This is a genomic window from Halarcobacter mediterraneus (genome assembly GCF_004116625.1).
GTDB classification, from domain to species: Bacteria; Campylobacterota; Campylobacteria; order Campylobacterales; family Arcobacteraceae; genus Halarcobacter; species Halarcobacter mediterraneus.
Genome location: NZ_NXIE01000006.1, coordinates 1 through 23,009, shown reverse-complemented (window position 1 = coordinate 23,009; position 23,009 = coordinate 1). Strand labels below are relative to the sequence as shown.

General features: G+C 26.1%; 24 protein-coding genes and 1 pseudogene. 8 read left to right on the top strand and 17 right to left on the bottom strand.

Going from position 1 to position 23,009, the window contains the following annotated elements:
* The first annotated feature begins 116 nt into the window (after positions 1-116).
* Positions 117-827 (top strand): glutamine amidotransferase, encoded by a 711-nt coding sequence (locus CP965_RS12605; RefSeq protein ID WP_129062476.1) that lies wholly within the window; start codon positions 117-119, stop codon positions 825-827.
* Here CP965_RS12605 and CP965_RS12600 read toward each other — a convergent pair.
* Positions 817-2,724 carry a sensor domain-containing diguanylate cyclase gene (locus CP965_RS12600; RefSeq protein WP_129062475.1) on the bottom strand — a complete coding sequence of 636 codons (1,908 nt, stop codon included), beginning with the start codon at positions 2,722-2,724 and terminating at the stop codon, positions 817-819. The two genes, CP965_RS12605 and CP965_RS12600, sit on opposite strands and share 11 nt — an antisense overlap.
* Positions 2,725-2,746: 22 nt before the next feature.
* Complete coding sequence (locus CP965_RS12595) at positions 2,747-3,973, bottom strand: HD domain-containing protein (protein WP_129062474.1); 1,227 nt, start codon at positions 3,971-3,973, stop codon at positions 2,747-2,749.
* Positions 3,974-4,222: 249 nt separating this feature from the next.
* Here CP965_RS12595 and CP965_RS12590 point away from each other — a divergent pair, with 249 nt between their 5' ends.
* Entirely contained in the window at positions 4,223-5,203 is a 981-nt protein-coding gene (locus tag CP965_RS12590) for a DUF2156 domain-containing protein (RefSeq protein ID WP_129062473.1), read from the top strand.
* Positions 5,200-5,622, top strand: a complete 423-nt coding sequence (locus CP965_RS12585) for a GNAT family N-acetyltransferase (protein ID WP_129062472.1) — start codon at positions 5,200-5,202, stop codon at positions 5,620-5,622. The genes CP965_RS12590 and CP965_RS12585 overlap by 4 nt, the downstream gene beginning before the upstream one ends.
* A 10-nt stretch (positions 5,623-5,632) precedes the next feature.
* On the opposite strand, the gene rpiB is transcribed toward CP965_RS12585, so the two are convergent.
* Genes rpiB through folD form a run of 3 tightly spaced genes read right to left on the bottom strand, consistent with a single transcriptional unit; the run spans position 5,633 to position 7,727 of the window.
* Positions 5,633-6,082, bottom strand: coding sequence for a ribose 5-phosphate isomerase B (gene rpiB, locus CP965_RS12580; RefSeq protein ID WP_129062471.1), 450 nt, complete (start codon positions 6,080-6,082; stop codon positions 5,633-5,635).
* Positions 6,082-6,867: a signal peptidase I gene (lepB, locus tag CP965_RS12575; protein WP_129062470.1), complete on the bottom strand. Its 786-nt coding sequence runs from the start codon at positions 6,865-6,867 to the stop codon at positions 6,082-6,084. The genes rpiB and lepB overlap by 1 nt, the downstream gene beginning before the upstream one ends.
* Complete coding sequence (folD, locus tag CP965_RS12570) at positions 6,867-7,727, bottom strand: bifunctional methylenetetrahydrofolate dehydrogenase/methenyltetrahydrofolate cyclohydrolase FolD (protein ID WP_129062469.1); 861 nt, start codon at positions 7,725-7,727, stop codon at positions 6,867-6,869. Before folD ends, lepB begins: the two co-directional genes overlap by 1 nt.
* Positions 7,728-7,863: 136 nt before the next feature.
* Here folD and CP965_RS12565 point away from each other — a divergent pair, with 136 nt between their 5' ends.
* From CP965_RS12565 to CP965_RS12545, 5 genes are all read left to right on the top strand, one after another.
* Positions 7,864-8,175, top strand: a complete 312-nt coding sequence (locus CP965_RS12565) for a c-type cytochrome (RefSeq protein ID WP_129062468.1) — start codon at positions 7,864-7,866, stop codon at positions 8,173-8,175.
* A gap of 65 nt (positions 8,176-8,240) precedes the next feature.
* Entirely contained in the window at positions 8,241-8,777 is a 537-nt protein-coding gene (locus CP965_RS12560; protein WP_129062467.1) for a 50S ribosomal protein L25/general stress protein Ctc, read from the top strand.
* A gap of 12 nt (positions 8,778-8,789) precedes the next feature.
* On the top strand, positions 8,790-9,341 hold the full coding sequence (gene pth, locus CP965_RS12555) for an aminoacyl-tRNA hydrolase (protein WP_129062466.1): 552 nt from the start codon (positions 8,790-8,792) through the stop codon (positions 9,339-9,341).
* 4 nt (positions 9,342-9,345) lie between these two features.
* Positions 9,346-10,416, top strand: a complete 1,071-nt coding sequence (locus CP965_RS12550; protein ID WP_129062465.1) for an LptF/LptG family permease — start codon at positions 9,346-9,348, stop codon at positions 10,414-10,416.
* Positions 10,409-10,852, top strand: a complete 444-nt coding sequence (locus tag CP965_RS12545) for an NUDIX domain-containing protein (RefSeq protein WP_129062464.1) — start codon at positions 10,409-10,411, stop codon at positions 10,850-10,852. The genes CP965_RS12550 and CP965_RS12545 overlap by 8 nt, the downstream gene beginning before the upstream one ends.
* Here the strand turns inward: CP965_RS12545 and CP965_RS12540 are convergent.
* The 12 genes and pseudogenes from CP965_RS12540 to glyA all read right to left on the bottom strand — a co-directional run.
* Positions 10,815-12,092, bottom strand: coding sequence for an N-acetylmuramoyl-L-alanine amidase family protein (locus CP965_RS12540; protein ID WP_129062463.1), 1,278 nt, complete (start codon positions 12,090-12,092; stop codon positions 10,815-10,817). The two genes, CP965_RS12545 and CP965_RS12540, sit on opposite strands and share 38 nt — an antisense overlap.
* Positions 12,093-12,193: 101 nt before the next feature.
* Positions 12,194-13,267: a nitronate monooxygenase gene (locus tag CP965_RS12535; RefSeq protein ID WP_129062462.1), complete on the bottom strand. Its 1,074-nt coding sequence runs from the start codon at positions 13,265-13,267 to the stop codon at positions 12,194-12,196.
* 13 nt (positions 13,268-13,280) lie between these two features.
* Entirely contained in the window at positions 13,281-14,489 is a 1,209-nt protein-coding gene (gene tyrS / locus CP965_RS12530) for a tyrosine--tRNA ligase (protein WP_129062461.1), read from the bottom strand.
* Between the two features lie 18 nt (positions 14,490-14,507).
* On the bottom strand, positions 14,508-16,646 hold the full coding sequence (locus tag CP965_RS12525; protein WP_129062460.1) for a RelA/SpoT family protein: 2,139 nt from the start codon (positions 16,644-16,646) through the stop codon (positions 14,508-14,510).
* 39 nt (positions 16,647-16,685) lie between these two features.
* Positions 16,686-16,901: a DNA-directed RNA polymerase subunit omega gene (locus CP965_RS12520; RefSeq protein ID WP_129062459.1), complete on the bottom strand. Its 216-nt coding sequence runs from the start codon at positions 16,899-16,901 to the stop codon at positions 16,686-16,688.
* A 9-nt stretch (positions 16,902-16,910) separates the two neighbouring features.
* Entirely contained in the window at positions 16,911-17,618 is a 708-nt protein-coding gene (pyrH, locus tag CP965_RS12515) for a UMP kinase (protein WP_129062458.1), read from the bottom strand.
* A gap of 59 nt (positions 17,619-17,677) precedes the next feature.
* Positions 17,678-18,745 carry an AAA family ATPase gene (locus tag CP965_RS12510; protein WP_129062457.1) on the bottom strand — a complete coding sequence of 356 codons (1,068 nt, stop codon included), beginning with the start codon at positions 18,743-18,745 and terminating at the stop codon, positions 17,678-17,680.
* Positions 18,742-19,683, bottom strand: coding sequence for a 4-hydroxythreonine-4-phosphate dehydrogenase (gene pdxA / locus CP965_RS12505; protein ID WP_129062456.1), 942 nt, complete (start codon positions 19,681-19,683; stop codon positions 18,742-18,744). Before pdxA ends, CP965_RS12510 begins: the two co-directional genes overlap by 4 nt.
* Positions 19,680-20,456, bottom strand: a complete 777-nt coding sequence (locus CP965_RS12500; protein WP_129062455.1) for a pyridoxine 5'-phosphate synthase — start codon at positions 20,454-20,456, stop codon at positions 19,680-19,682. Before CP965_RS12500 ends, pdxA begins: the two co-directional genes overlap by 4 nt.
* Before the next feature lie 14 nt (positions 20,457-20,470).
* Positions 20,471-21,883, bottom strand: a complete 1,413-nt coding sequence (locus tag CP965_RS12495) for an anthranilate synthase component I family protein (RefSeq protein ID WP_129062454.1) — start codon at positions 21,881-21,883, stop codon at positions 20,471-20,473.
* Between the two features lie 16 nt (positions 21,884-21,899).
* Entirely contained in the window at positions 21,900-22,847 is a 948-nt protein-coding gene (locus CP965_RS12490) for an SPOR domain-containing protein (RefSeq protein ID WP_129062453.1), read from the bottom strand.
* A gap of 31 nt (positions 22,848-22,878) precedes the next feature.
* A pseudogene (glyA, locus tag CP965_RS12485) lies at positions 22,879-23,009 on the bottom strand (serine hydroxymethyltransferase); the annotation flags it as partial.

The window sequence follows — 23,009 nt, the reverse complement described above, 5'->3', positions numbered from 1 at the left end:
TTCTTTAGTTTATCTTTCTTCTTTTCTGTATAAAATTCAAACAATCTTTTTTAATTTAAATATCTTTTATAAGCTATAATTTTTTTCATAATAATCAAATGTATTTTAGGATAGTAATGAAAAAAGTTTATATTATAAAAACAGGAAATACTTTTTTAAATATTAAAAAAAAGTATGGAGATTTTGAAGATTGGATTTTAAAATATATAAATGAAATTGATACTGAAATTATTGATGTTTTAAAAGATGAAAAACTACCACTTATGGAAAATTGTAAAGGGGTTATAATAACAGGCTCACATAGTATGGTTACAGAAGAACATTTATGGAGTTTAGAAGTAGAAACCTTTATTAAAAGCCTTGCAAAAGAACAGATTCCTCTACTTGGAATATGTTATGGTCATCAACTTATTGCAAAAAGTTTAGGTGGTGAAGTTATTTTTAATCCAAAAGGAATGGAACTAGGAACTGTAAAGATAACTTTAAAGGATGATGCAAAAAAAGATTTTCTTTTTAAAAATTTTGGAAAAGATTTTTATGCTCACGTGGTACACTCTCAAAGTGTATTAAAACTTCCTCATAATTCAAAAGTACTTGCTTTTAATGATTTTGAAGCTAATCATACTTTTAAAATAGAACCATGCATTTGGGGTGTACAGTTTCATCCAGAGTATGATGAAAAAATTATGAAAGCTTATATAAAAGAGGTTTCAAAAACTAAGAAACTAGAAGAAGAAAAAATTTTATCTCAAGTAAAAGAAGCTAGCCAATCAAATAAAATTATAGAGTTCTTTATAGAATTTATAAAAAATTATTCTAATAAATAACTACTTTATTTCTTCCTCTTTCTTTTGCCTTATAAACTGCTTGGTCTGCTCTTTTTATAGTTTCTTTTATATTTTCTTTTTCTTTATACATTGTTCCTCCTAAGCAACAAGTTTTATGACCCACTTTAGAAAATTCTTGAAGTTCTATTACTTTTCTAATATGTTCAAGTGCTTTTTGTAAATCTTTTTTAGAATGAACTTTTAATAAAAGTAAAAACTCTTCTCCTCCCCATCTTATAAAAATATCATCTTTTCTTGAGTATTTTTCTACCGTCTTAACAAATTGTATTAAAACTTCATCTCCAATATCATGACCATAGGTGTCATTTATTAGTTTAAAATGATCAATATCTAAAATTGCTAAAGCAAAATGAAAATCATCTTTATTAAACTCACTTAAAAGGTTTTTATAGTTTTGTTCAAAGTATTCTCTATTAAATGCACCTGTTAGTTTATCTCTTATAGTTTTTTCTTCTAATTCTATATAATTTAGGATAGTCTGAGAAATATCTGTAAAAGTTAAAATCATAAAATCATCATCAAATTTATTAATTGTTACTGAAAAAGCATGTAAAGAAAAATCTTTTGCTAACATAGATACAATTCGTTCTGAATGGGGAAGTTCTTGTATTCTATCAAGCCAATTCTCATTTTCTTTAACTTTTCCTAAATGAAAGAATTTATCATTTTCACAAAATAGTTCACAAATACATTTATGGTATTTTTTAAAGTCTTTTAGACTTTTAAAGTTAAAGAAATCGAAGAACTTTGTATTAACAAAATGAAGGTTTTCTCCATCAGTTAAAATTACAATGTTGTTTTGTGTATCTAAAAGCTGTTGAATATTTTTATTTTTTTTCATAATATGATTTATTTGTTTTAATAATAAAGATGTTAAAAATAAAACAATAAAAGAAACAGCAATAAGTAGAAATTGGAAAATAAAGTATCGTTTATTTATTTCTAAGAGTTCTTCAAAGTTACAATAACAAGTTAAATATGCTTCATGGATATTATTTGCATTTTTAATTGATAAAAAGTTTATTCTATAAGGGATATTTTTTTCTATAAAGTTTATTGTAAAATCTTCTTCTTTTAATACTTGTTCTTTTTTAATTAGACTTGGAAGTCTTTTTTCTATAATATTTATATGTTCTATTTTATTTTTATTTTCTATACTATTTGCTTGAATATAATAATTATTAAGAATATTTGACTCTTTTATTTCTTCTTTGTAACTATCAAATATTTTTTCATATGAGATAGCTTTATTTAAATGTAGTTGGTATTTTATTTTTGGTAAAACAGCTTGAAGTTCTCTTTCTATAACTTCAAATGGGATAGAAAATTCAACACTTCCTAAATGTTCTTTTTCATAAATTATAGGAAAAACATATCTAAACCCAGAAAACGCTCTTCCGCTTTCAAAACCAAAATAAGGTTTGAATTTTTTATTAGCACTTTCAATTGATTTTCTTATACTTATTATATTATCACCATATTTTATAGGTTTATGAAACCTTAAAAGACTTTTCCCATCATTTGTATGGAAATGAAATTGAATAATACCTAATTGTTTTAATTTTGTATATTTTTTTATTAAAAGATTATAAAGTTTATTTCTTATGAGGTTTTTTTCTAATTCATTTTTAGCATGTTTAAAGTCTTTTAGCTTGTTTAAAACTTTTGTATTTTCAAGTATTTCATAATATTGTACTTTTGCTGTTATTTTATGAGCATTAAAAATTGAATTATAAGCCACTTTTATCATTTTAATTGACTTATTATTGTTTGAATTTATCTCTTTATCTTTATTATATTTAATATAAAAACTTAGTGAAATTGTACTAAATATTACACAAATACAGAAGAAAAGTATTATGATTTTGTTTTTCATAGGGAATACTCAGTTGAAAGAATCAGTCAAAATCCATTCTTACTTGAGTTTGACCTGTAGTACAAAACTCTTCATCAATTTTTTTTGCAATTTTAAGAAAATCTACTCCTTGCACATCTCTAAAGCTTTTCATAATTTGTTTTTTACCATTTATAAGCTCTTTTGATTTAATCCCGTGAGATATAGATAAACTTGCCTCTACAAATGCTGATAATTTATCACATTGTTTAAGTGCAATACCATCAATTGTATTGTATTTATTCATATTATACTTTGAAGTATCTTCAACTATTTGTATTTCTTTTTCATAGATTCTATTTTCAAATTCATCTTTATGTTCTTTAAACATTCCTAAAAGATAACAAAATTCATCATGGATATTTTCTGGAATATTTGGAAGTATTTCATCATTGATTTTTTTTATTTCATATTCAGCAATAATATCTGATAAATCATCAACAGAATATTTTACTGGAGTAATAATATCTCTTGTTAAGGCTTCAGGTAAATCATGAAATAAAGAAACAAAGAAATTATTTTCTAGTCTTTTTTCACAAGCATTTACTTTTAATGAAAAAAAGTAAGAGAAAATTGCAACTGTTAACATGTGTCCTAAAACAGAAGTTTCAGGGATTCTTGGGGTTTGTGCCCATCGCTTTTGAAATCTTAATCTTCCACTTAAGTCTACAATTTTGGCTAATTTTTTATTTAAGGCAATTTTTCTTACACCTATTAATTCATAATAATCTTCAAGTTCTTCTTCTACACTTTTTTTTACATCTTCAATATCTGAAAGAAATGCAGAAGTTTGATAAACAATTGAAAACTCCCATTTAGTGGAAAGGTATGAGGCTGCTTTTAAAATAAATCTTTCTTTTTTGTACATATTAGGATTATTTAAGTAATCTTCAAATTTTTGAAGAAAAATTCCATTATCTATTTCTTCTAAAGAGTCTTTTAAATTTGCAATAACCCAAGAGTTTATCTCTTTTGCTCTTTTTTGTAAAGCATTTCTAAATACATCAGGACGAATATCAGTTACTACAACTCTTCTTAAAAATTCAAAGATTCCTGCTTCAATTAAATGTGTAAAATTTACATCTTTTTCAAATTTTGCAATAAAGTAAGCAATAATAAATTTATGAGCTTGTTTATCTAATTCAACAAGTTCTACCATTCTAGGATAATCATTCCATCTTTGAATAGATGCTGAAGAAAAAATATAATCTATAATTTTGGGATTAATCACTTATCATCCTTTTTGTTTTTTGAATCATCAGTAAAAAAAATCATTTTTTTCCCAAGCATCATTAATGCAACTACTACAAGAACTATTAAATATGCTACCCAATCTTCTTTCATAAACTCTCTTTAGTTTTAATTGATTATCCCATAATATTGATAAATAGGTGCTTATGAAAAAAATTAATAAAATTTGATGCAAAATTTAAAATAAGATGTATAATTCTGAAAATATAAAAAGAAGGAAAACTTTTCAATGTCAACATTAACTATTGGCACTTATAAATTGAAGCATTTTGATTTAAATGCAAAAGAACTTATGGATAAATATTTAAAATTAATTAGTGTAGATTTAAGTGATTATACTTTTGCAGGAAACTATATTTGGCTTTCAACAGCAACTGGTTTTTATACAATTGTCAATGATACTTTTTGTTTATTTATTTTAAACTCTGGTGAATTAACAATGTTATTACCTCCACTAGGGAAAAAGAATAATACATATAAAGCTATATTAGAATGTTTTGAAATAATGAATAAGCATAATAGTAATAAAAACTATTCAAAAATCGAATATGTTCATGAAAATATATTAGAAGGGTTTGTTGACTATTTAGAAGAAGGAACTTTGATTTATGAAATGCTAAAAGATTTTATTATTGAAAAAAAATTAGTTGATTATATATATAAAGTTGATGATTTAATATCGTTAAAAGGGGATTCATATAAATCAAAAAGAAATGAAATAAATAAATTCAAAAAAATTTATCCAGAGTTTAGTCTTGAAATTTTAAATAAAACTAAACATGGAAATGATGTTTTAAATCTTTTTAATAAGTGGGTAAAAGATAGAACTACATATATGCCTAAAGAAGAAGTTGAAATTTTTTTAGATGGAATTTATTTTGAAAGATTTGCAATAAAACGATTAATTAATGATTATGAGAATCTTGATATTATAGGTTTAGTAATTTATATTGATGGAGAGATAAAAGGTTTTACAGTAGGAGAAAAAATAAATGAAAATACGGCTAGTGTAATTATAGAAAAAACTGATTTTGAGGTTTTAGGATGTGCTCAATTTATCTTTAGAGAATTTACAAAAATCTTAAAAGATAAATATAATATTGAATATATAAATGTTGGTGATGATATGGGTTTTGAAAACTTGAAAAAAGTAAAAATGTCATATAGACCAAATAAATTAATTCCTAAATATACAATTTATCAAAAATGAAAATTAGCAAAGCTTTAAAAAGTGATATAAAAAAACTTTTTGAAATTGAACAAAAAGTTTTTGAAAATGATATCATGGCAATGAGTCTTAGTAGTTTTTATTATCATGTAGAAAAAAGCTTTTTTTATAAAGTTGAAGTTAATAAAAAAATAGTTGGATATATTTTATGGTTAAAGAGAAAAAAGTTTTATAGACTTTATTCTTTAGCAATTTTAGAAGATTATAGAAAACTTAATATAGCAAGCAGTCTTTTAAAGTATAGTTTAAAAAACCTAGAAAGTAAAAGTCTACAGCTAGAAGTTAGAGAATCTAATACTAAAGCTATAAATCTTTATGAAAAATTTAATTTTAAAAAAGTAAAAATTTTAGAAAATTATTATAATAATGAAAATGCAGTTTTAATGAAGTTGGAAAGATAAACTTTCCAACTTATGCTCTACAACTTCCAAATAAGTTATTTATTTTTTCAACTCTTCCTTCATGTCTTCCACCTTCAAAAGAAGCTTTATCCCAAGCTTCAATTATAGCTTCAACCATACCATAGCCAGAAACTCTTTCTCCTAAGCAAATTACATTTGCATCATTATGTTCTCTTGCCATTTTTGCAGAGTATTCATTATGACATAAAGCAGCTCTAATCCCATCAAATTTATTAGCAGCCATAGACATCCCAATTCCAGAGCCACAAATTAATATTCCTTTTGTTCCTTCATTTGCAAGTACTTCTTTGCATACTTTTGCAGCAAAATCAGGATAATCAACTCTATCTTTAGTATTTGGACCTAAGTCAATGACTTCATGACCTCTAGCTTCAAATAGTTCTTTTACATATGCTTTTATATCAATACCAGCATGGTCTGCACCAATAAAATATTTCATTAGTAAATTCCTTCTTTATGATTTATTTCTAACTCTTTTCCTTGCATATCTTTTTCTAAAGAGTCAACAGTTCTAAATACTCTATTCCATCTAATTTCTTTATTTTCATTCCAAGAAAAATATATAAACCAAGGTTTACCTACAATAAATTTATATGGAACTGTACCCCAAAATCTTGAGTCATTTGAATGGTCTCTATTATCTCCCATCATAAATGTTTCATCTTCTGGTATTTTAATAGGCATCATATCAAATAATTGATATGGCTGTAATCCATCTCTTTTTACACTTGGATCATTATGAATCCCTGGATGTTTCTCTTTATATGGGTCCATAACCCAAAGTCTACCATTTGATTCGATTATTTTTTCTTTTGGATAATTCTCTTTAATATATTCATTACCTTCTTTGGGATGTAAAAATAAATGTTTATCTTTTAAAGCAACTATATCTCCACCAATAGCAACAGCTCTTTTTACATAGTGAATATTATCGTTGTTTGGATATCTAAATACAACAATATCACCTCTTTTGGGTCTGTCTCCTTCAAGTAGATGACCATTTCCTTTAAAATCAGGTAATACTTGAACTTCAATCCAAGGAATTCTAGGAACTGGAATACCATATGAGAATTTCTTTACAAAAAGCATATCTCCTATTAATAAGGTGTTTTTCATACTTCCACTTGGAATAACAAAGGCTTGTGCAATAAAAAATATAATTGTAAGTACAATAACAATTGTACCTGTCCATGAAGAAGACCAGTTGTAAACTTTTCTAAGCATTAGTTGTTTTCTCTTTTTTCTCTAAGGTTTGCAGCTTTTAGAGTATTTTTTAATAACATTCCTATTGTCATTGGTCCAACTCCACCTGGAACAGGAGTTATATATGAACATTTATCTTTACAATCTTCAAAGTCTGCATCTCCAGTTAGTTTACCAGTATCAAGTCTATTGATTCCTACATCAATAACAACAGCTCCTTCTTTTAACATATTTGCTTTTAGTAAATGAGGAACACCTACTGCAATAATTACAATATCTGCTGCTTTTGTATGAGCACTTAAATCTTTTGTTCTAGAGTTACAAACAGTTACCGTTGCTTTTGCATTGATTAAAAGTGATGCCATTGGTTTTCCAACAATATCAGATGAACCAATTACAACAGCATTTTTCCCAGATAATTCAATACCATACTCTTCAAACATTCTCATTACACCAAATGGTGTTGCTGGTAAAAAAGAGTCAAGGTTTGATACCATTCTTCCAACATTATATGGATGAAATCCATCAACATCTTTTAAAGGGTTTATTGCTTCTAAAACAGTAGTTGTATCAATATGTTTAGGTAATGGTAATTGAACTAAAATACCATCAAGTTTTGGATTATTGTTCATATCTTCAATTAAACTTAGTAATTCTTTTTGAGAAATAGAAGACTCTTTTGTATGAACTTCAGAATATATACCTGCTGCTTCACATGATTTATGTTTACTATTTACATATGTTGCACTTGCCGCATCATCTCCAACTAAAATAACTGCTAGTCCAGGAATAATATTTTTTTCTTCCTTAAGTTTTGAAACTTCAACTTTAACTTCTTCTTTTATTTTATTTGATAATGCTTTTCCATCAAGTAATGTCATTGCTTTTGCCTCATATTTATTTAATTTTAAGGTAGTATAATAGCTAAAATTTTTTTAATCTAGTATTACATAAAGGCTTATATTGAAGTTCATAGGTTTTATTATAGTTTTTAGTACAATTCTTTTTGGAAATATAATGGATAATTCTTTTATTACTAAATTTGAATATGGGGCAATGTTATATGAAAACCCTAGAGGAGTAGGGTGTATTAAATGTCATGGAAAGGGAAATAAAGCTGTAGTAATAGCAAGATATAAAGAAAAAGATAAAAAAACTAAAAAATTAGTGGAAAAAAAAATTATTGCACCAGCTATAAGTAATGTAAGTTTTAAAGATTTTGTTGATAAATTAAAATCAGATAAAACAGAGTCTAAAGTAATGCCAACATATTTTTTAACTACAGAAGAAATGAAGTCTTTATATTACTATATTAAGAATATTAAATAAGTTTCAAGTAATCTTAAACTTTTTTTAAGTAAAATACGCCTTCAAATTTAAAAAAAGGAAAGTTTATGTTAGAGGGTATCGTAAGAGATAGTATGACAAAACAAGAAACTAAATCTTTAAGAAAAGATGGTTACTTAATTGCAAATATCTATGGAAAAGGTTTAGAAAATATTAATGCAGCATTTAAAAAGAATGAATTCATTAAGTTTTTAAGAAATAAATCAACTATTGCATTTGATGTAAATGTTGGTGGAAATGTAACTAAAGTAGTAGTTCAAGAGTATCAAAAAGATCCTGTTACTTCTGATTTAGTACATGTAGATTTAATGGTTGCTCAACCAGGTGTAAGAACTACTTATAAAGTTCCTGTAACTGTTGAGGGAACTCCAAAAGGTTTAAAAAACAAAGGTCTTTTTGTTTTCCATAAGAAAAGAGTTCCAGTTAAATGTACAATTGAAAACTTACCAGAATCATTTAATTTAGAAATTTCTGATTTAGATACTGGTGATAATGTTTTAGTAAGAAATTTAGAATTACCAGAAGGTGTTCAATGTTTCTTAGATCCAAGAGTTCCTGTTGTAGGTGTAATTAAAGCTAAGTAATTTAGGCTTTTAATGTATTTAATAATAGGTCTTGGAAATATTGGTGAAAAGTACCAATTAACTAGACATAATGTAGGTTTTTTAGTTATTGATGAAATAACTAAAAACTTACAAACTACAAATATAAATAAATCAAACTTCAAAGCAGAAGTTTCAAAAACTTCTAATAACCTTTTTGTAAAACCTAATACTTATATGAATAATTCAGGACAAGCTGTTGTTGCTATAAAAGATTATTATAAAATTGATATTGAAAATATAATAGTAATCCATGATGACTTAGATTTACCATTTGGGACTGTAAAGTTTAAAATTGGTGGAGGACATGGGGGGCATAATGGTTTAAAATCTATTGATTCTTGTATTGGAAAAGAGTATATAAGGGTTAGAATAGGTATAGGCAAACCTCAAGATAAAAATGAAGTTGTAAATTATGTCTTATCAAACTTTTCGAAAGAAGAATTAAATAAATTAGAAGGTATAATCTCTCATACTATTAAAGCAATTGAAGCATTACAAAGTGAATCAATTGATGAAGTAAAAACAAAATTTACATTGAAATAATAATATGGGCATAATTACTAAATATATTTTACAAAAATACTTAATACACTTTTTAATCGTACTAATTTCATTACAACTTTTTTTTGTAGGAATGGATTTTTTACAAAACTCAAAAGATTTACCAGATTCAGCTAATTTACAATTATTATATATTATGTATAATAGTTTTTTTACTCTTACTTTAACTTTACCACTATCTTTAGTTTTTGCATGGATAGTAACGCTAGTAATATTTGTAAAAAATAATGAATTAGTTGCTTTTACATCTTTAGGTGCCAAAAGAATTGATATTTATTTACCTGTAGTGTTAGTTTCATTTTTTCTTTTATTAGTAATGATATTTATTCAAACAACACCCTTAGCTTACTCTTATGAACAAAAGAAGAAAATACTAGATGGAGACTATTTTTCAAATATTAAATCAGATATTTTTTTAAAATATAATGATAATTTTGTATACTTCAAAAATTTATACCCTCTAAGAAAAGAAGCTGAAGGTATACATATTTATAAAATAAATAATGATGATTTAGAAGAAACAATAATTGCAAAGAAAGCATATTTTCAGAATGATAAATGGTATATTGTTGATGCAAAAATTGTAAAGAAACCAAAAGATATGAACTTTGAAAACTCTAAACTAGAAGTGAGATATGAAAAGTTTTTAAATACTTTAGAAGGGTTTAAACCAAAAATTTTGGATAATGTATATGAAGAAAAGTCAAATTTTTCTATTTCTGATGCTCTTTCAGCATTAGAATTATTGAGTAAGCAAGGAGTTAATACTGATAAAATTCGTGCTGCAATATACTATGAATTATTTATTCCTTTTTTCATTTTACCCTTAATTATGATTATTTTTATCTTTACTTCTTTAAATAGGAGATTTTTTAATATGGGATCTTTTACTTCTTTATCTATATTTGGAACCTTAGTTGTTTGGGGCTTTTTCTTTATGTTGTATAAGTTTTCAAATAGTGGAGTTTTAAAACCAGAATTTTCTTTGCTTTTACCACTTTTTATTTGGTTCTTAGGTTCGTATTTAATTTACAAAAAGAGAAAAAGATATGCATAAAATAAAAGCTTATGGTATTGCTTTATATAAAGTAGAAAAAAATAGTATAAAGCTTTTACTTTGTAAATCGGTAAAAAGTTTAGATAAATGGGGTTGTTTAAAGGGAGTTATGCTTAAAAATGAAACTCCTAAAGAGTGTGCAAAAAGAGAGTTCAAAGAAGAGTGTGGAATTATTATTGAAACATATCTTTTTGAAGAATATTTCTTTCAAGAAAACAATGAAAAAGATATTGGTATTTGGTTAGTGAATGCAAAAAAAATTAAAGATTTAGATACTTATTTTTTTAAGGATAAGTTATATGAAACTTTTTTATCTTGGGAAAATTCTAAAGTTAAATTTTTTGATATTAAAGATTTACCTAAAATAAAAAGAAAACAAAATAACCTAATAAAACAAATTAAGGATTCTTTAGAAAATAAGAGTCTATCCCATTAGCTATTCCTTCAGCCAATGCTTTTTGATATTTTTTAGTATAAAGTCTTCTTGATTCTTCAGGATGCGTAATATATCCAAGTTCTATTAAGACAGAAGGCATTTGTGCACCAACTAAAACCCAAAATGGTCCTTCTCTTACTCCTCCATCTACAGTATCTTTATATAGCTTTCTTGCATTAAAAAGCATATTTCTTTGTATATCTATTGATAACTTATGAGAAGCAGTAATTCTAGGTCTATTAAGGGATTCTAAAAATGCTCTTTTTGTAGAGCTACTCATTTCTCTTACATCTGAACCATTTTCTTTTGCAGCAACTCTTTTTGCTCTTTCACTTCTTGCAGGGCTTAAGAAAAAAGTTTCAATTCCTTTTAGTTTATGAGCTTTCGCTTTTCCTATAGCATTTGCATGAATAGAAATAAAAATATCAGCTTTCTTTTTATTTGCTAAAACTGTTCTATTTCTAACTTTTATAAATTTATCTTTATTTCTAGTTAAATAAACTTTATATCCTCTTTTCTTTAGATAAGATTCTAGATATTTGGTAACTTTAAAAACTACAATTTTTTCATATCTTTTTCTTGGTCCAATCCCTCCAGGATCTTTACCTCCATGTCCAGCATCTAAAACAACAACCTTATTTAATCCTGGTCTATATGTTACTTTTGTATTTTTTGTACTTGTGCTTTTTGAGTTAGAGTTTTTTATATCTAGAACTTTTAATATTAGTCGTTTATCATTTACTAGAAAATAGATAGTTTTCAAATTATAGTTGTCTTCAAATAATATTCTTAGAGTATTTTTATCTTCTTGTTTTATAACTATTTGTTTTACACCATTTATTTTTAACTTAGTAGGGTAGGCATCTTTAAAATTACCTTTTATATCATATATATCTTGATAAGCATTATTTACTTTTTTTTCCATAAATTTTACGTAAGATTTAGATATTTTTGTTTTGAAGTCAATAATCACCATATTATTTCTAGATTCTACAGATTCGATAGTATATTTAGAAGAAGATGTTATTTTATTTTTAGAAACTTTTTTTATAGTGTTAGTTTTTGTTTTTCTTTTAATAATTTTTATAGGAGTAGTTGCTTTTTCTTTATTATATTTATTTAATTCTATCTCATATTTTTTTATATTTTTATTTAATTTTTTTCCTGTTTGAATTAACTTTTTTAGATTAGTTATTTCTTTATTTTTATCACTATTTAATACTGCTTTTAGATATTCCATTCTTGCTTTATTGTACTCATCAAGAGTACTAGCAAAAATAGAAGTATTTATAAATAAAAATGATAATAAAAAAATTAAAAAAGAAAAATTTTTATAAATTTTTATTCTCCTTTGGTTAGTTTCTCTATGAGTTCATGAACAGAAATTACTTTATCAATTTTATATCCATTTGAACCTGTAAAGAATAGTCCTGTATCTAAATCCCCTTGATATGCAGCACCTAATCTATCTGCAATACAGTATCCAACAGCTTTTGCTTCAACTCCTCTATGGCAAGGAGCTACACAGTTTGAAATACAAACAACTTTTGGTGCAGTTCCTTCTTTCATAGATCTTTGTAGATTTGTTTGAACACCTCTTGCAGGTAAACCTACTGGAGATTTCATTAGTTTTATATCATCTTCTTTAGCATCAATTAAAACTTTTTTAAAGCTTGGATCTGCATCACATTCAAAGGTACCAATAAATCTTGTTGCCATTTGAACACCTGAGCAACCCATATCCATAAATTTATCTATATCCTTTTTATCCCAAATTCCTCCAGCTGCTATGATAGGAGGATTTCCCCAATTTTTAGCTTCTTCTATAACAGGAGGAACTATATTTTCTAATTGGAATTCTTCTTTAAAACAATCATCATAAGAAAAACCTTGATGTCCACCAGATTTTGGTCCTTCAACAATAACTGCATCTGGTAGTCTATTATATCTTTTCCATTTTTTACAAATTAGTTTTAAGGCTCTTGCACTTGAAACTATAGGAATTAATGCAACATCTGGAAAGTTTTTTGTAAATTCAGGCATATTTGTAGGAATACCAGCACCAGTGATAATCATATTTATTCCAGCTTCACAAGCGTCTTTTACAATTCTTCCATAATCATTACATGCATAAAGAATATTGCATGCAAGTGGTGCATTTCCACAAATTTTTCTTGCATTTTTAATGATTGTTGTTAAAGCATCTTTTGAGTAAAAATTTAATACATCAACAGGTTTATCTTTTCTAGTTTTTATTTGATATTCATCACTTTGATAATATCCTGTACCTACTCCTGAGATAACACCAAGCGCACCTTCTTTACTTACAGTACCAGCTAATTTATCCCAGCTAATTCCAACACCCATTCCCCCTTGGATTATTGGATGTTTTATTTCATATTTTCCTATTTTCAAATTGTGCCTTCTTTTATTTTATTATTATCTTAGCGAAACTTTTTTTACCTTTTTGTAAAATATATTCCCCCACTTCTAAATTTAATTTTTCATCTTGAACTTTTTCTTGATTTAAAGAAACTGCATTTGCTTTTATATCTCTTCTTGCTTGAGAAGTTGATTTAACTAACCCAGTATCTACTAAAGCTTGACAAAGCCAAATTCCATTTTCTAATTCAAACTCTTTTATATCTGTAGGAATATCTTTTTGTGCAAATACTTTTTCAAATTCTTCTTTTGCTTTTATTCCTGCACCTTTACCATGGTATCTATCTACTATTTCTATAGCTAAATCTTCTTTTACTTTTTTAGGATGAAGAGTATTATTTTTAACGGCATCTTTAAAATCTTCTATTTCTTTTAAAGACTTAGAAGAAAGTAATTCAAAATATCTCCACATCAATTCATCTGAAATTGACAATACTTTACCAAACATATCATTAGCTTCATCTGTAACACCTATATAATTACCTAAAGATTTAGACATTTTTTGAATACCATCTAAGCCTTCTAATATAGGCATCATTAAAACTGCTTGTTGTTTTTTACAGTTATATGCTTTTTGTAAGGTTCTTCCCATTAGTAAATTAAACTTTTGATCAGTTCCTCCCATTTCAATATCCGTATTCATTGCAACAGAATCATATCCTTGTAATAAAGGATAAGTAAATTCACTTACAGCTATAGGTGTATTACTTGCATATCTTTTTGAAAAATCATCTCTTTCTAACATTCTTGCAACTGTTAAGTTTGATGCTAAATTAATTAGTCCTGCTGTTCCTAGTTCATTTAACCATTGTGAATTAAATTTTACTTCAGTTTTTTCAGGATCTAATATCTTAAAAACTTGTTCTTTATATGTTTCTGCATTTTCCAAAACTTGTTCAGCACTTAATACTTTTCTTGTTTCACTTTTTCCTGTTGGATCTCCAATTGTTGCAGTAAAATCTCCAATTAGAAATTGGACAATTCCTCCAAACTTCTGAAAGGTTGCCATTTTTTGAATAAGTACAGTATGTCCTAAATGTAAATCAGGAGCAGTTGGATCAAATCCTACTTTTACATAAAAGTTTTCACCTTTTTCAAAATAATTTCTTATAAGTTTTTCAATTCTTTCAATATCAATAATTTCAGCAGTTCCTCTTTGTATTTCTGCTAATGCTTCTTTTATTTGTTCTTCCATAAATCCTCTTTTTTAAACTTATTTAGTATAGGCATCTTTTTTTGAAAAAAATTCTATAACTTTTACTTTTTTTTCTATAATTTTTCTTACTTCATCGATGTTTGATTTATTTATTTCAAATTCAATATCACAATATTGTCGATATGAGTGCTTTTCTCTTCCATAATCAACGGCAAGAATATATCCTTCATATTGACTCATATATGAAAGTAATCTTGCTAATTCACCTTTTGTATTTGGTAGACTTACTACCATTTTATAATGGTATAAAGTGTCTTTTGTCCATTTACAAAATAACATAGGTTCATTACTCATAATCTTTTTGTATGCTTTATCACACATTTTATGATGAATAATTGCTTTGTTACCTTCTCTAAAGGCTACAATCTCATCAGCAAATTTAGGATGACAACAGTGGTCGAATGATACAGAATTAATACTAAAATTCGAATATATAATTATATTGTCAAATTTAAATCTTTTTATTTTACTAGTATACATTTTAAATCTGGTTACAAAACCTTGTTTATCACTAACTTTTTTTTCTATTTCATGTTTAATATGCTTAAAGTAATCAAGATTGTGAGGAACTTTTTGTAAAGGTTGGTTCTTTAATAAATTACTTACATTTTCATAATATTTTGAAAAGAGAGTATTTATAATATTTTTACCTGTTAATTCATCAATTTCTCTTAATCTTTGAGAGCATAAAAACTTTATTTGCTTTTTTGCTCGATTTGTTTTTACTAAATCAGTCCATGAGCATCTTGGAATGGCATAATCCACTGTTTTTACTGAAATAATGTCAGAACTTTTTAATTCACTTAGTAAAGGCTTTTTAACTTTATTTATATAACATTCAATTGCATTTCTTCCTATATCTGTATGCACTGCATAAGCATAATCAAGTGCTGTTGAACCTCTTGGTAAACTAAAAGTATCACCTTGTGGTGAATAAACAACAATATCTTCTGAGTACAAATCATCTTTTGTATCTTGATAGAATTCTTCAATATTTTCATTTGAATATTCTAAAGACTTTAACCAATTTAAATTAGGTTGTTGTTTTGCTCCAATTTTGTATTTCCAATGGGCTGCAATACCATATTCTGCTACTTTATTCATTTCAAAAGTTCGAATCTGAACTTCATATATCTTAGAGTTATAAAATACTGTTGTATGAATGGTTTGATAACCGTTTTCTTTAGGTGTTGATACATAATCTTTAAATCTTGAAATAAGAGGTTTATATTCTAAATGTAAAAAACCTAAAACTTTATAACAATCAATATCTTCAGGAACTAAAATTCTAATAGCAAGTAAATCTAAAACTTCATCAATACTTACACCTTTTCTTTGCATTTTTAGGTAAATTGAGTAATAATGTTTTATTCTACTTGATATTTTGATTGTACTTAAGTCATAACCATTTTTTTCTAATAATTTTTGTGTTGAAGCAGTAAATTTATTAAAAGTTAACTGTATTGCATGTTGATGCTCTTTTATAAAGTTATCAATTTTTTTATATTCTTTTGGATAGATATAAAAAAAAGCTAAATCTTCTAAAGTATTTTTTATAGTTGAAATACCTAGTCTGTGTGCAATAGGAACATAAACAACTAAAGTTTCTTCAGCAATTCTTAATTGTTTTTTATGGGGTAGGGCATCAAGTGTAAGCATATTATGAAGTCTATCACATAATTTCACGACTAATACTCTAACATCATTAATTGATGCAATTAACATCTTTCTAAATGTAAGTGCAGAAGTAATTAGTTTTTTATCTGAATCAGATGATATTAATTCATGTTCTCTTATTTCATCTATTTTTGTAAGCCCATCAACCATATGAGCAACATCATCTCCCCATTTTTCTCTAACAAAACTAATATCAAATTGAGTGTCTTCTACAACATCATGAAGCAAAGCAGTTGCTATTACATCTTCATCTTTTGAAAAATGAGAAGCAATAGAAGCAACTAATAAAGGATGAATAGAATATGGTTCTCCACTTTTTCTTTGTTGCTCTTTATGGGCTTCAATTACAAAATCAATTAATTCTTGTAGTTTTGGAGTGATTTTTGTTTCAGTTTGAAGAAGATTTATAGCATCATCAAGAGTTTTAATACTCTCTATTTTTTCAATAAATGGATCCATAAGTAACCTAAATTAATTATAAAAGCTTAGCTTTTATAATTAACTTTTTTCTACTAAACCTTCAATTTTTAAAAGACCATCTGCAATTTCATCAATTGCAATATCAGTATATTTCATATTTTGAGTATTTTTATCTAATAAAGGTTTAGCACCTTTACTTAATTCATCAGCTCTTTGACCAACTGCGATAGCTAAAATGTATCTATCATTATTTACTCTTTCTAAAGCTTTTGCCATTCTTTCTTCTAGTCTCATATTTTCCCTTTATTTTACAATTGAACATTTACTATAGTCACCATTAACTATTTTTAGTAAATTTCCTTTTTCATTCATATTTGCAACAACTATTGGTAGTTGATTATCTTTGGCTAATGCAATTGCCGTATCATCCATAACTCTTATATGGTCTTCTAATGCCTTATCATAAGTAATTGTATCTAATTTTACAGCATTTTCATATTTCATTGGATCTTTATCATAAACACCATCAACTTTTGTTGCTTTAATAAGCATACATGCATCAATTTCTGTAGCTCTTAATGTAGCAGCAGTATCTGTTGTAAAATAAGGATTTCCTGTTCCTGCACTAAATATAACAACTCTACCTTTTTCAAGATGTCTTTGTGCTTTTCTTACAATAAATGGTTCAGCTAATTGTTCCATTTTAATTGCAGTTTGAAGTCTTGCATTTAAGCCTTTATGTTCTAAAGCTTCTTGCATAGCAATTCCATTTATAACAGTTGCTAGCATACCCATATAATCAGCACTTGTTCTTTTGATAACACCATCAGCAGCAGCTGTAACACCTCTGATAATATTACCACCACCAATTACAATTCCAACTTCAATATTGTTATTAACTAGCTCTTTGATTTCATTTGCTATGTAGTCCAAAATTTGAGTGTCAATACCATATCCATCAGCACCAGCTAGTGCTTCACCTGAAAACTTTACAAGTACTCTTTTATTCATTTTGTTCCTTTAATAATTGCGTGATTTTATCTAAATTTATCTAAAAAAAAAGTTAATATTTAAGTTAATGCCCATTCATAAAAGGGTAAAACATTAATTTCAATATTATCGATAGTAAAAGTTTCATTATTTGAAACTGTAATTATGTATAGATTTTCTACTTTATTTTCTTTTGCTACTTTTAAAATTCTTTTTAAAGTAGGGCTCATTAATGATGAATTAAAAAAAGCAATAGGACAAATAGCTATTTTTTCTTTTGGAATAAAAAAATCAATATAATCTAAAAAATAAATTTCTTTAAATTTATTAAGTAGTTCTTGAAAAACAATATTTGTTAATTCATTTTTGAATTTCTTTTTATAATTTATTGCATTAAAAAAAGCAGAGTTATATGAATAGATCTTTTTTGTTGCTCTATCTTGATTATATTTTTTGATAAAATATATAATTCTTTTTTCTTCAAACTCTTTACATTTTTCATAAAATTTATCTTTTGAAACTTTATAATCTTCTTTTAAAGTTAAATATAATTGGTTTAAGGATTTCTTTTCATCAATATTATCTAAAAGAATTTTTAAAATTTGTTGACTAATTAAATCATTAGTATAAAGTTTGATAATATTTTGTAAATCTTTATATATGATATATTCTGGTTTATTGACTGATTCAGGGAGATTCCCATGTTTTAAAAAAGTATTAAAACTTTGTGTGATATTTTGATTTTTATTTTCATGTAATAAATATTCTTCAAAATCTAAAGGATTTAAGAATATATTTTTGTAAGCTTTTAGATAATGTTCTTTTTGTGTAGAAATTATAATACTTTCACAAAAAGGGATTTTTATATCAAATTGGAAGTCTTCTAGTACTAAGACCTTTATTTTATTTCTATAGATATACTCTTCTAAGTTTTTTTCAATAACTTTTTTTGAATTCCTAATGTCTTTAAAGTCAATATACAAATAATCTTCAACTTTAAACTTTGCTAAATAGTCATAAATTAAAAAAGTTTTTCCTACTCTAGGTGGTCCTGATATAATTGTTCTAGGATGAGTTATCCTTATTTTTCGCTCAATAAAATTGATTTTCGAGAAATCAAATTCATGACAATATTCTAAGGTATTCATACTCTTTTTTTATGAAGATTTACAGCTTCTTTTACTGCATTTATATAACTTTTTGTATTTATTTTTATATCTTTTTTATAAGCTATATCAAAAGCTGTTCCATGGTCAACAGAAGTTCTTATTATAGGAAGATTTAGACTTACATTTATACTTTGGTCAAAATATAAAGCTTTAAGTGGAGCTAATCCTTGGTCGTGGTACATAGCTACAAAATATTTATAATTCTTTCTAGACATTGGAGAAAAAGCTGTATCTGGAACTAAAGGGCCTTTAAAAATATTTTTGTTTAATTTTTCATTAGCATTTTTAATTGCTTTAAAAATTTCTACTTCTTCATCTCCTAATACTCCATTATCACTAGCATGTGGGTTTAATCCTAGTACTGCAATATTATCACTATTTATACTTTTATAAAAATCTAGGAGAAATTTAGTTAGAGTTTTTTCTTCAATTTTTTTTGGAACTTTTTTTAATGCACAGTGTTCAGTAAATAAAGAAACAAACATCTTTTTACAACCTAACATCATAATTGCATTCTCTCCAAAAAAATCTCTTAGAACTTCAGTATGCCCTTTATATTTTATTTCAGCCTTATTCCATGCTTCTTTATTTATAGGTAGAGTAACTATAGCTTTAACTTCATCTTTTCTAGCTAAATCAATTGCTTGATAAAAAGAATCGAAAGAATATTTTCCACTTTTTTTAGTCACTTGCCCTGGTTTTATTTCAAAGTCACCTTTTATATTAAAGGTTTTGAAGTTTTTTGGAATATCAATATTTAATTCTTTAGAAGCTTTTTGTAACATAGTTTTATTTATACAGTAAAGGGGAGTACAGTATTGAGTGATTTTTTCATGAGCAATTAAAGCTAATTCAATTCCAATACCATTTAAATCTCCTACTGAAATTGCAACTTTAATTTTTTTTTCTTTACTCATATTAATTCTTTCATATCCATTATTGCTCTTTCAAGTCCTGTAAATATAGATCTTGCTATAATACTTTGTCCTATATTTAATTCTTCAATTGTTTTTATAGAAGAAATTAATTCTACATTTTGATAATTTAATCCATGACCTGCAGCAACTTTTATTTTAAACTCTTGTGCTAAAGAAGCAGTTTTCTTTATTTCTTTTCTACTTTTTTGAAGAAGATCTTTTAATACTCTTTTTGGTAATTCTAGCTCTTTTATACTATGATGTGTTTGACTTAAATTTGTATTTAACATTGCATAAATATTGGCAAAAGTTCCAGTATGTAATTCTACCCACTCAACTTTTAATTTAGAACTTAATTCTACCATTTCCCTAGTAGGGTCAATAAATAAAGAGACTTCTATTTCATTATCATGAAGTTTTTTAATTACTTTTTTTATTCTAGCAAAATTTGTACTTAAGTTTAATCCTCCTTCTGTAGTTACCTCTTCTCTTTTTTCAGGAACTAAAGTTGCTCTAGAAGGTTTAAGTTTACAAACAATATCAATAATTTCTTCATCAATTGCACATTCAAGATTTACAGGTAGTGAACTTTGTTTAATAATTGCTTTTACATCTTCATCATGAATATGTCTTCTATCTTCTCTTAAATGAATAGTTATTTGATCAGCTCCTGCAAGTTTACAAATTCCTAAAGCATCTAATGGATTTGGGTCATTTATTTTTCTTGCTTCTCGTAGAACTGCAATGTGGTCAATATTTACTCCAAGTAACATCTTATAATCCTTATTTATGATAAATCTTTTAGTGTAGAAATATTTGCAGCAAGTTTATTTTGAACTTCTAAATATTCTAATTCAGGAATACTATCAGCAACTACTCCTGCACCAGCTTGAAAAATTACTTTATCATCTGTAAGCATAGTTGTTCTAATAGTAATGGCAGAGTCCATATTTCCATCAAATCCAAAGTAAGCTATTGAACCTGAATAGAAGTTTCTTTTTATTCCTTCAAATTGTGCTATTAGTTCCATAGCCCTAATTTTAGGTGCTCCTGTCATTGTCCCTGCTGTAAAAGTTGCAGCAAATAAATCAAACATATCATATTTATTTTCATCAATAAGTGCTTCAACATCAGATACCATATGCATTACATGAGAGTATCTTTCAACTCTCATTAAATCAGTTACTTTTACGGTACCTCTTTTTGCAACTCTTCCCACATCATTTCTACCTAAGTCAACTAACATAATATGTTCTGCTTTTTCTTTTTCATCTTTAAGCATTTCTTCTTCAAGTTCGAAATCTCTATCTATAGTTTTACCTCTTTTTCTCGTTCCTGCAATAGGTCTTAATAAGATATGACCATCCACAAGTCTTACCATTACTTCAGGTGAACTACCAGCTATTGAAAAATTTTCGTATTCTAAAAAGAAAGCATAGGGACTAGGATTTTTACTTCTTAATACTCGATAAAAACTTAGATGGTCTACTTTAGCTTTTTGAATAAATCTATTTGACATTAAAATTTGAAAAACATCTCCTGATTTAATCATTTTTTTTGCTTCTGCTACCATATTAAAAAACTCTTTTTTTGAATAGTTAAATTTACCTTCGTCTAAAAATGTAGCTTTTTTTAAGGGTTGATACATATATGAGGTATAGAGTTCTTTTTCTATTTTTTTTAAATCTTCTTTTTTTTCTTCTAAAGAAGTTACCATTATAAGTTTTGATGTTTTATGAGAAAATGCTAAAATAATCTTTGGTCTTACTAAATCCAAATCAGGAATATTTAATTGGTCAACTAAGTTATCCATAGATTTTTTAAGTTTTGGTTCAAACTCTTTTCCTATATCATAACCAACATTTCCAATAAAGCCATCAATTAAACCAATACCTAGTTCTCTAGCTTTTTCTTTATAAATAGATTTATCAAATTGTTTATAATATTTTTGTAAAAACTTTAAAGGGTTTGAGTCTACTTCAATAGTCTCTTTTTTTTCATTTTTGAAATAAGTTTTATTATTTTCATGCCAAATTCTTTCTCTTTGACCAATAAAAATAAATGAGTAATTTCCATTACTTGAATTGATTGTACTTTCAAAAAGAAAAGTAAGTTCATCTTTGTATAGTTCTTTAACTTTTTCATAGATCGATACTGGTGTAAATTGATCTAGAAAAAGTTCTTTTGAATAAAATTGCATTAACTGGTTACCTTAATTAAAATGTTAATATAAATGCTCCTGATATATTAAGTTGTTTTTTAATATTATCAATTGCTAATTTAGCTTGACCTCTTGAATTATATGGGCCAATAAGTACTTTATGAAACATTTTATTGTTTATAGAAACTTTATATATTTTATATTTAAAACCTTTTTGAGTAATAGATGTTAAATATTTATCATTTGGCATTTTTGAAAATGCTCCAATTTGTACAAAAGTACCTTGTGGCTTCTTTGTAATATTATTATTTGAAGAACTTTTCTTAACAATAGGTTTTGGTGTTTCTTTTTTAACAACAGGTTTTGGTTTAGGTTCAACTTTCTTTTCTATTTTAGGTTCTTCTTGTGCTACTTTTTTTACATTAAAAACATCAGGTTTCATATTTTGAATTGGTTTTTCTATAACTTTTTCTTTTTCTTCAATTTCTTCTAAATTTAATTCTGAATTTTCATTAGAAACAGTGTTCTGCGTATTTTCTTCTTTTATATTTTTCAATTTTTCATTGATGATTTTTTGATATTGCTCTTCAATATTTTCATTTTCTAAAATAGTTTGTTTATTTTCACTATTTTGTGTTTTTGAAAAAGACTCATCTTCATCTGAATCATTAGTTAAAAGACGAATGATAATTATAGTTAATAAAAATAGAATAACTAAAACAAGACCTAAAACTAGATATTTCTTTTTATTGTTTTCATTTGAAGAAGAATTATTAGGTGTTTTCCCTAGCATTATATCACTATATTCTTGCTCTTCTTGCATTTGAAGTTCTCTATCTAAGTCAGGGGCAACATTTCTTCTTGGTTGCTCTTCTATGGGTTCTTCTTCTTGACCTTCATAAACTGCCTGTGCATTTTTAATTTCATTTAATCTTTGTTCAATTTCATTTTCTTCTTGTTTTAATTGAACTTTTTTTATAAAATCTTCGCCTTTTATTTCCATAATTAACCTTTATTAATCTTGGTTTAAACCTTTAGTAAGTCGATTGGTTGTAAATAACAAAGTTAGAAGCTAAATCTTTAAGCTCTAGCTTAATTTGTTCTTGAAGCTCTGTGTTGTTAATATCATCTAAAATATCAGCAATCTTATTAGCAATAAACTCAA

Bases quoted from the DNA above. Each gene is read 5' to 3' on its own strand.
- CP965_RS12560 (WP_129062467.1), top strand. From the start codon at position 8,241: ATGTTAGAGGGTATCGTAAGAGATAGTATGACAAAACAAGAAACTAAA.
- CP965_RS12550 (WP_129062465.1), top strand. From the start codon at position 9,346: ATGGGCATAATTACTAAATATATTTTACAAAAATACTTAATACACTTT.
- rpiB (WP_129062471.1), bottom strand. From the start codon at position 6,082: ATGAAATATTTTATTGGTGCAGACCATGCTGGTATTGATATAAAAGCA.
- tyrS (WP_129062461.1), bottom strand. From the start codon at position 14,489: ATGGAAGAACAAATAAAAGAAGCATTAGCAGAAATACAAAGAGGAACT.
- CP965_RS12590 (WP_129062473.1), top strand. From the start codon at position 4,223: ATGTCAACATTAACTATTGGCACTTATAAATTGAAGCATTTTGATTTA.
- CP965_RS12500 (WP_129062455.1), bottom strand. From the start codon at position 20,456: ATGTTACTTGGAGTAAATATTGACCACATTGCAGTTCTACGAGAAGCA.
- lepB (WP_129062470.1), bottom strand. From the start codon at position 6,867: ATGCTTAGAAAAGTTTACAACTGGTCTTCTTCATGGACAGGTACAATT.
- CP965_RS12565 (WP_129062468.1), top strand. From the start codon at position 7,864: ATGGATAATTCTTTTATTACTAAATTTGAATATGGGGCAATGTTATAT.
- pyrH (WP_129062458.1), bottom strand. From the start codon at position 17,618: ATGAATAAAAGAGTACTTGTAAAGTTTTCAGGTGAAGCACTAGCTGGT.
- folD (WP_129062469.1), bottom strand. From the start codon at position 7,727: ATGACATTACTTGATGGAAAAGCATTATCAAATAAAATAAAAGAAGAA.
- CP965_RS12490 (WP_129062453.1), bottom strand. From the start codon at position 22,847: ATGGAAATAAAAGGCGAAGATTTTATAAAAAAAGTTCAATTAAAACAA.
- CP965_RS12525 (WP_129062460.1), bottom strand. From the start codon at position 16,646: ATGGATCCATTTATTGAAAAAATAGAGAGTATTAAAACTCTTGATGAT.
- pdxA (WP_129062456.1), bottom strand. From the start codon at position 19,683: ATGAGTAAAGAAAAAAAAATTAAAGTTGCAATTTCAGTAGGAGATTTA.
- CP965_RS12510 (WP_129062457.1), bottom strand. From the start codon at position 18,745: ATGAATACCTTAGAATATTGTCATGAATTTGATTTCTCGAAAATCAAT.
- CP965_RS12520 (WP_129062459.1), bottom strand. From the start codon at position 16,901: ATGAGACTAGAAGAAAGAATGGCAAAAGCTTTAGAAAGAGTAAATAAT.
- CP965_RS12585 (WP_129062472.1), top strand. From the start codon at position 5,200: ATGAAAATTAGCAAAGCTTTAAAAAGTGATATAAAAAAACTTTTTGAA.
- CP965_RS12605 (WP_129062476.1), top strand. From the start codon at position 117: ATGAAAAAAGTTTATATTATAAAAACAGGAAATACTTTTTTAAATATT.
- CP965_RS12540 (WP_129062463.1), bottom strand. From the start codon at position 12,092: ATGGAATATCTAAAAGCAGTATTAAATAGTGATAAAAATAAAGAAATA.
- pth (WP_129062466.1), top strand. From the start codon at position 8,790: ATGTATTTAATAATAGGTCTTGGAAATATTGGTGAAAAGTACCAATTA.
- CP965_RS12600 (WP_129062475.1), bottom strand. From the start codon at position 2,724: ATGAAAAACAAAATCATAATACTTTTCTTCTGTATTTGTGTAATATTT.
- CP965_RS12495 (WP_129062454.1), bottom strand. From the start codon at position 21,883: ATGCAATTTTATTCAAAAGAACTTTTTCTAGATCAATTTACACCAGTA.
- CP965_RS12545 (WP_129062464.1), top strand. From the start codon at position 10,409: ATGCATAAAATAAAAGCTTATGGTATTGCTTTATATAAAGTAGAAAAA.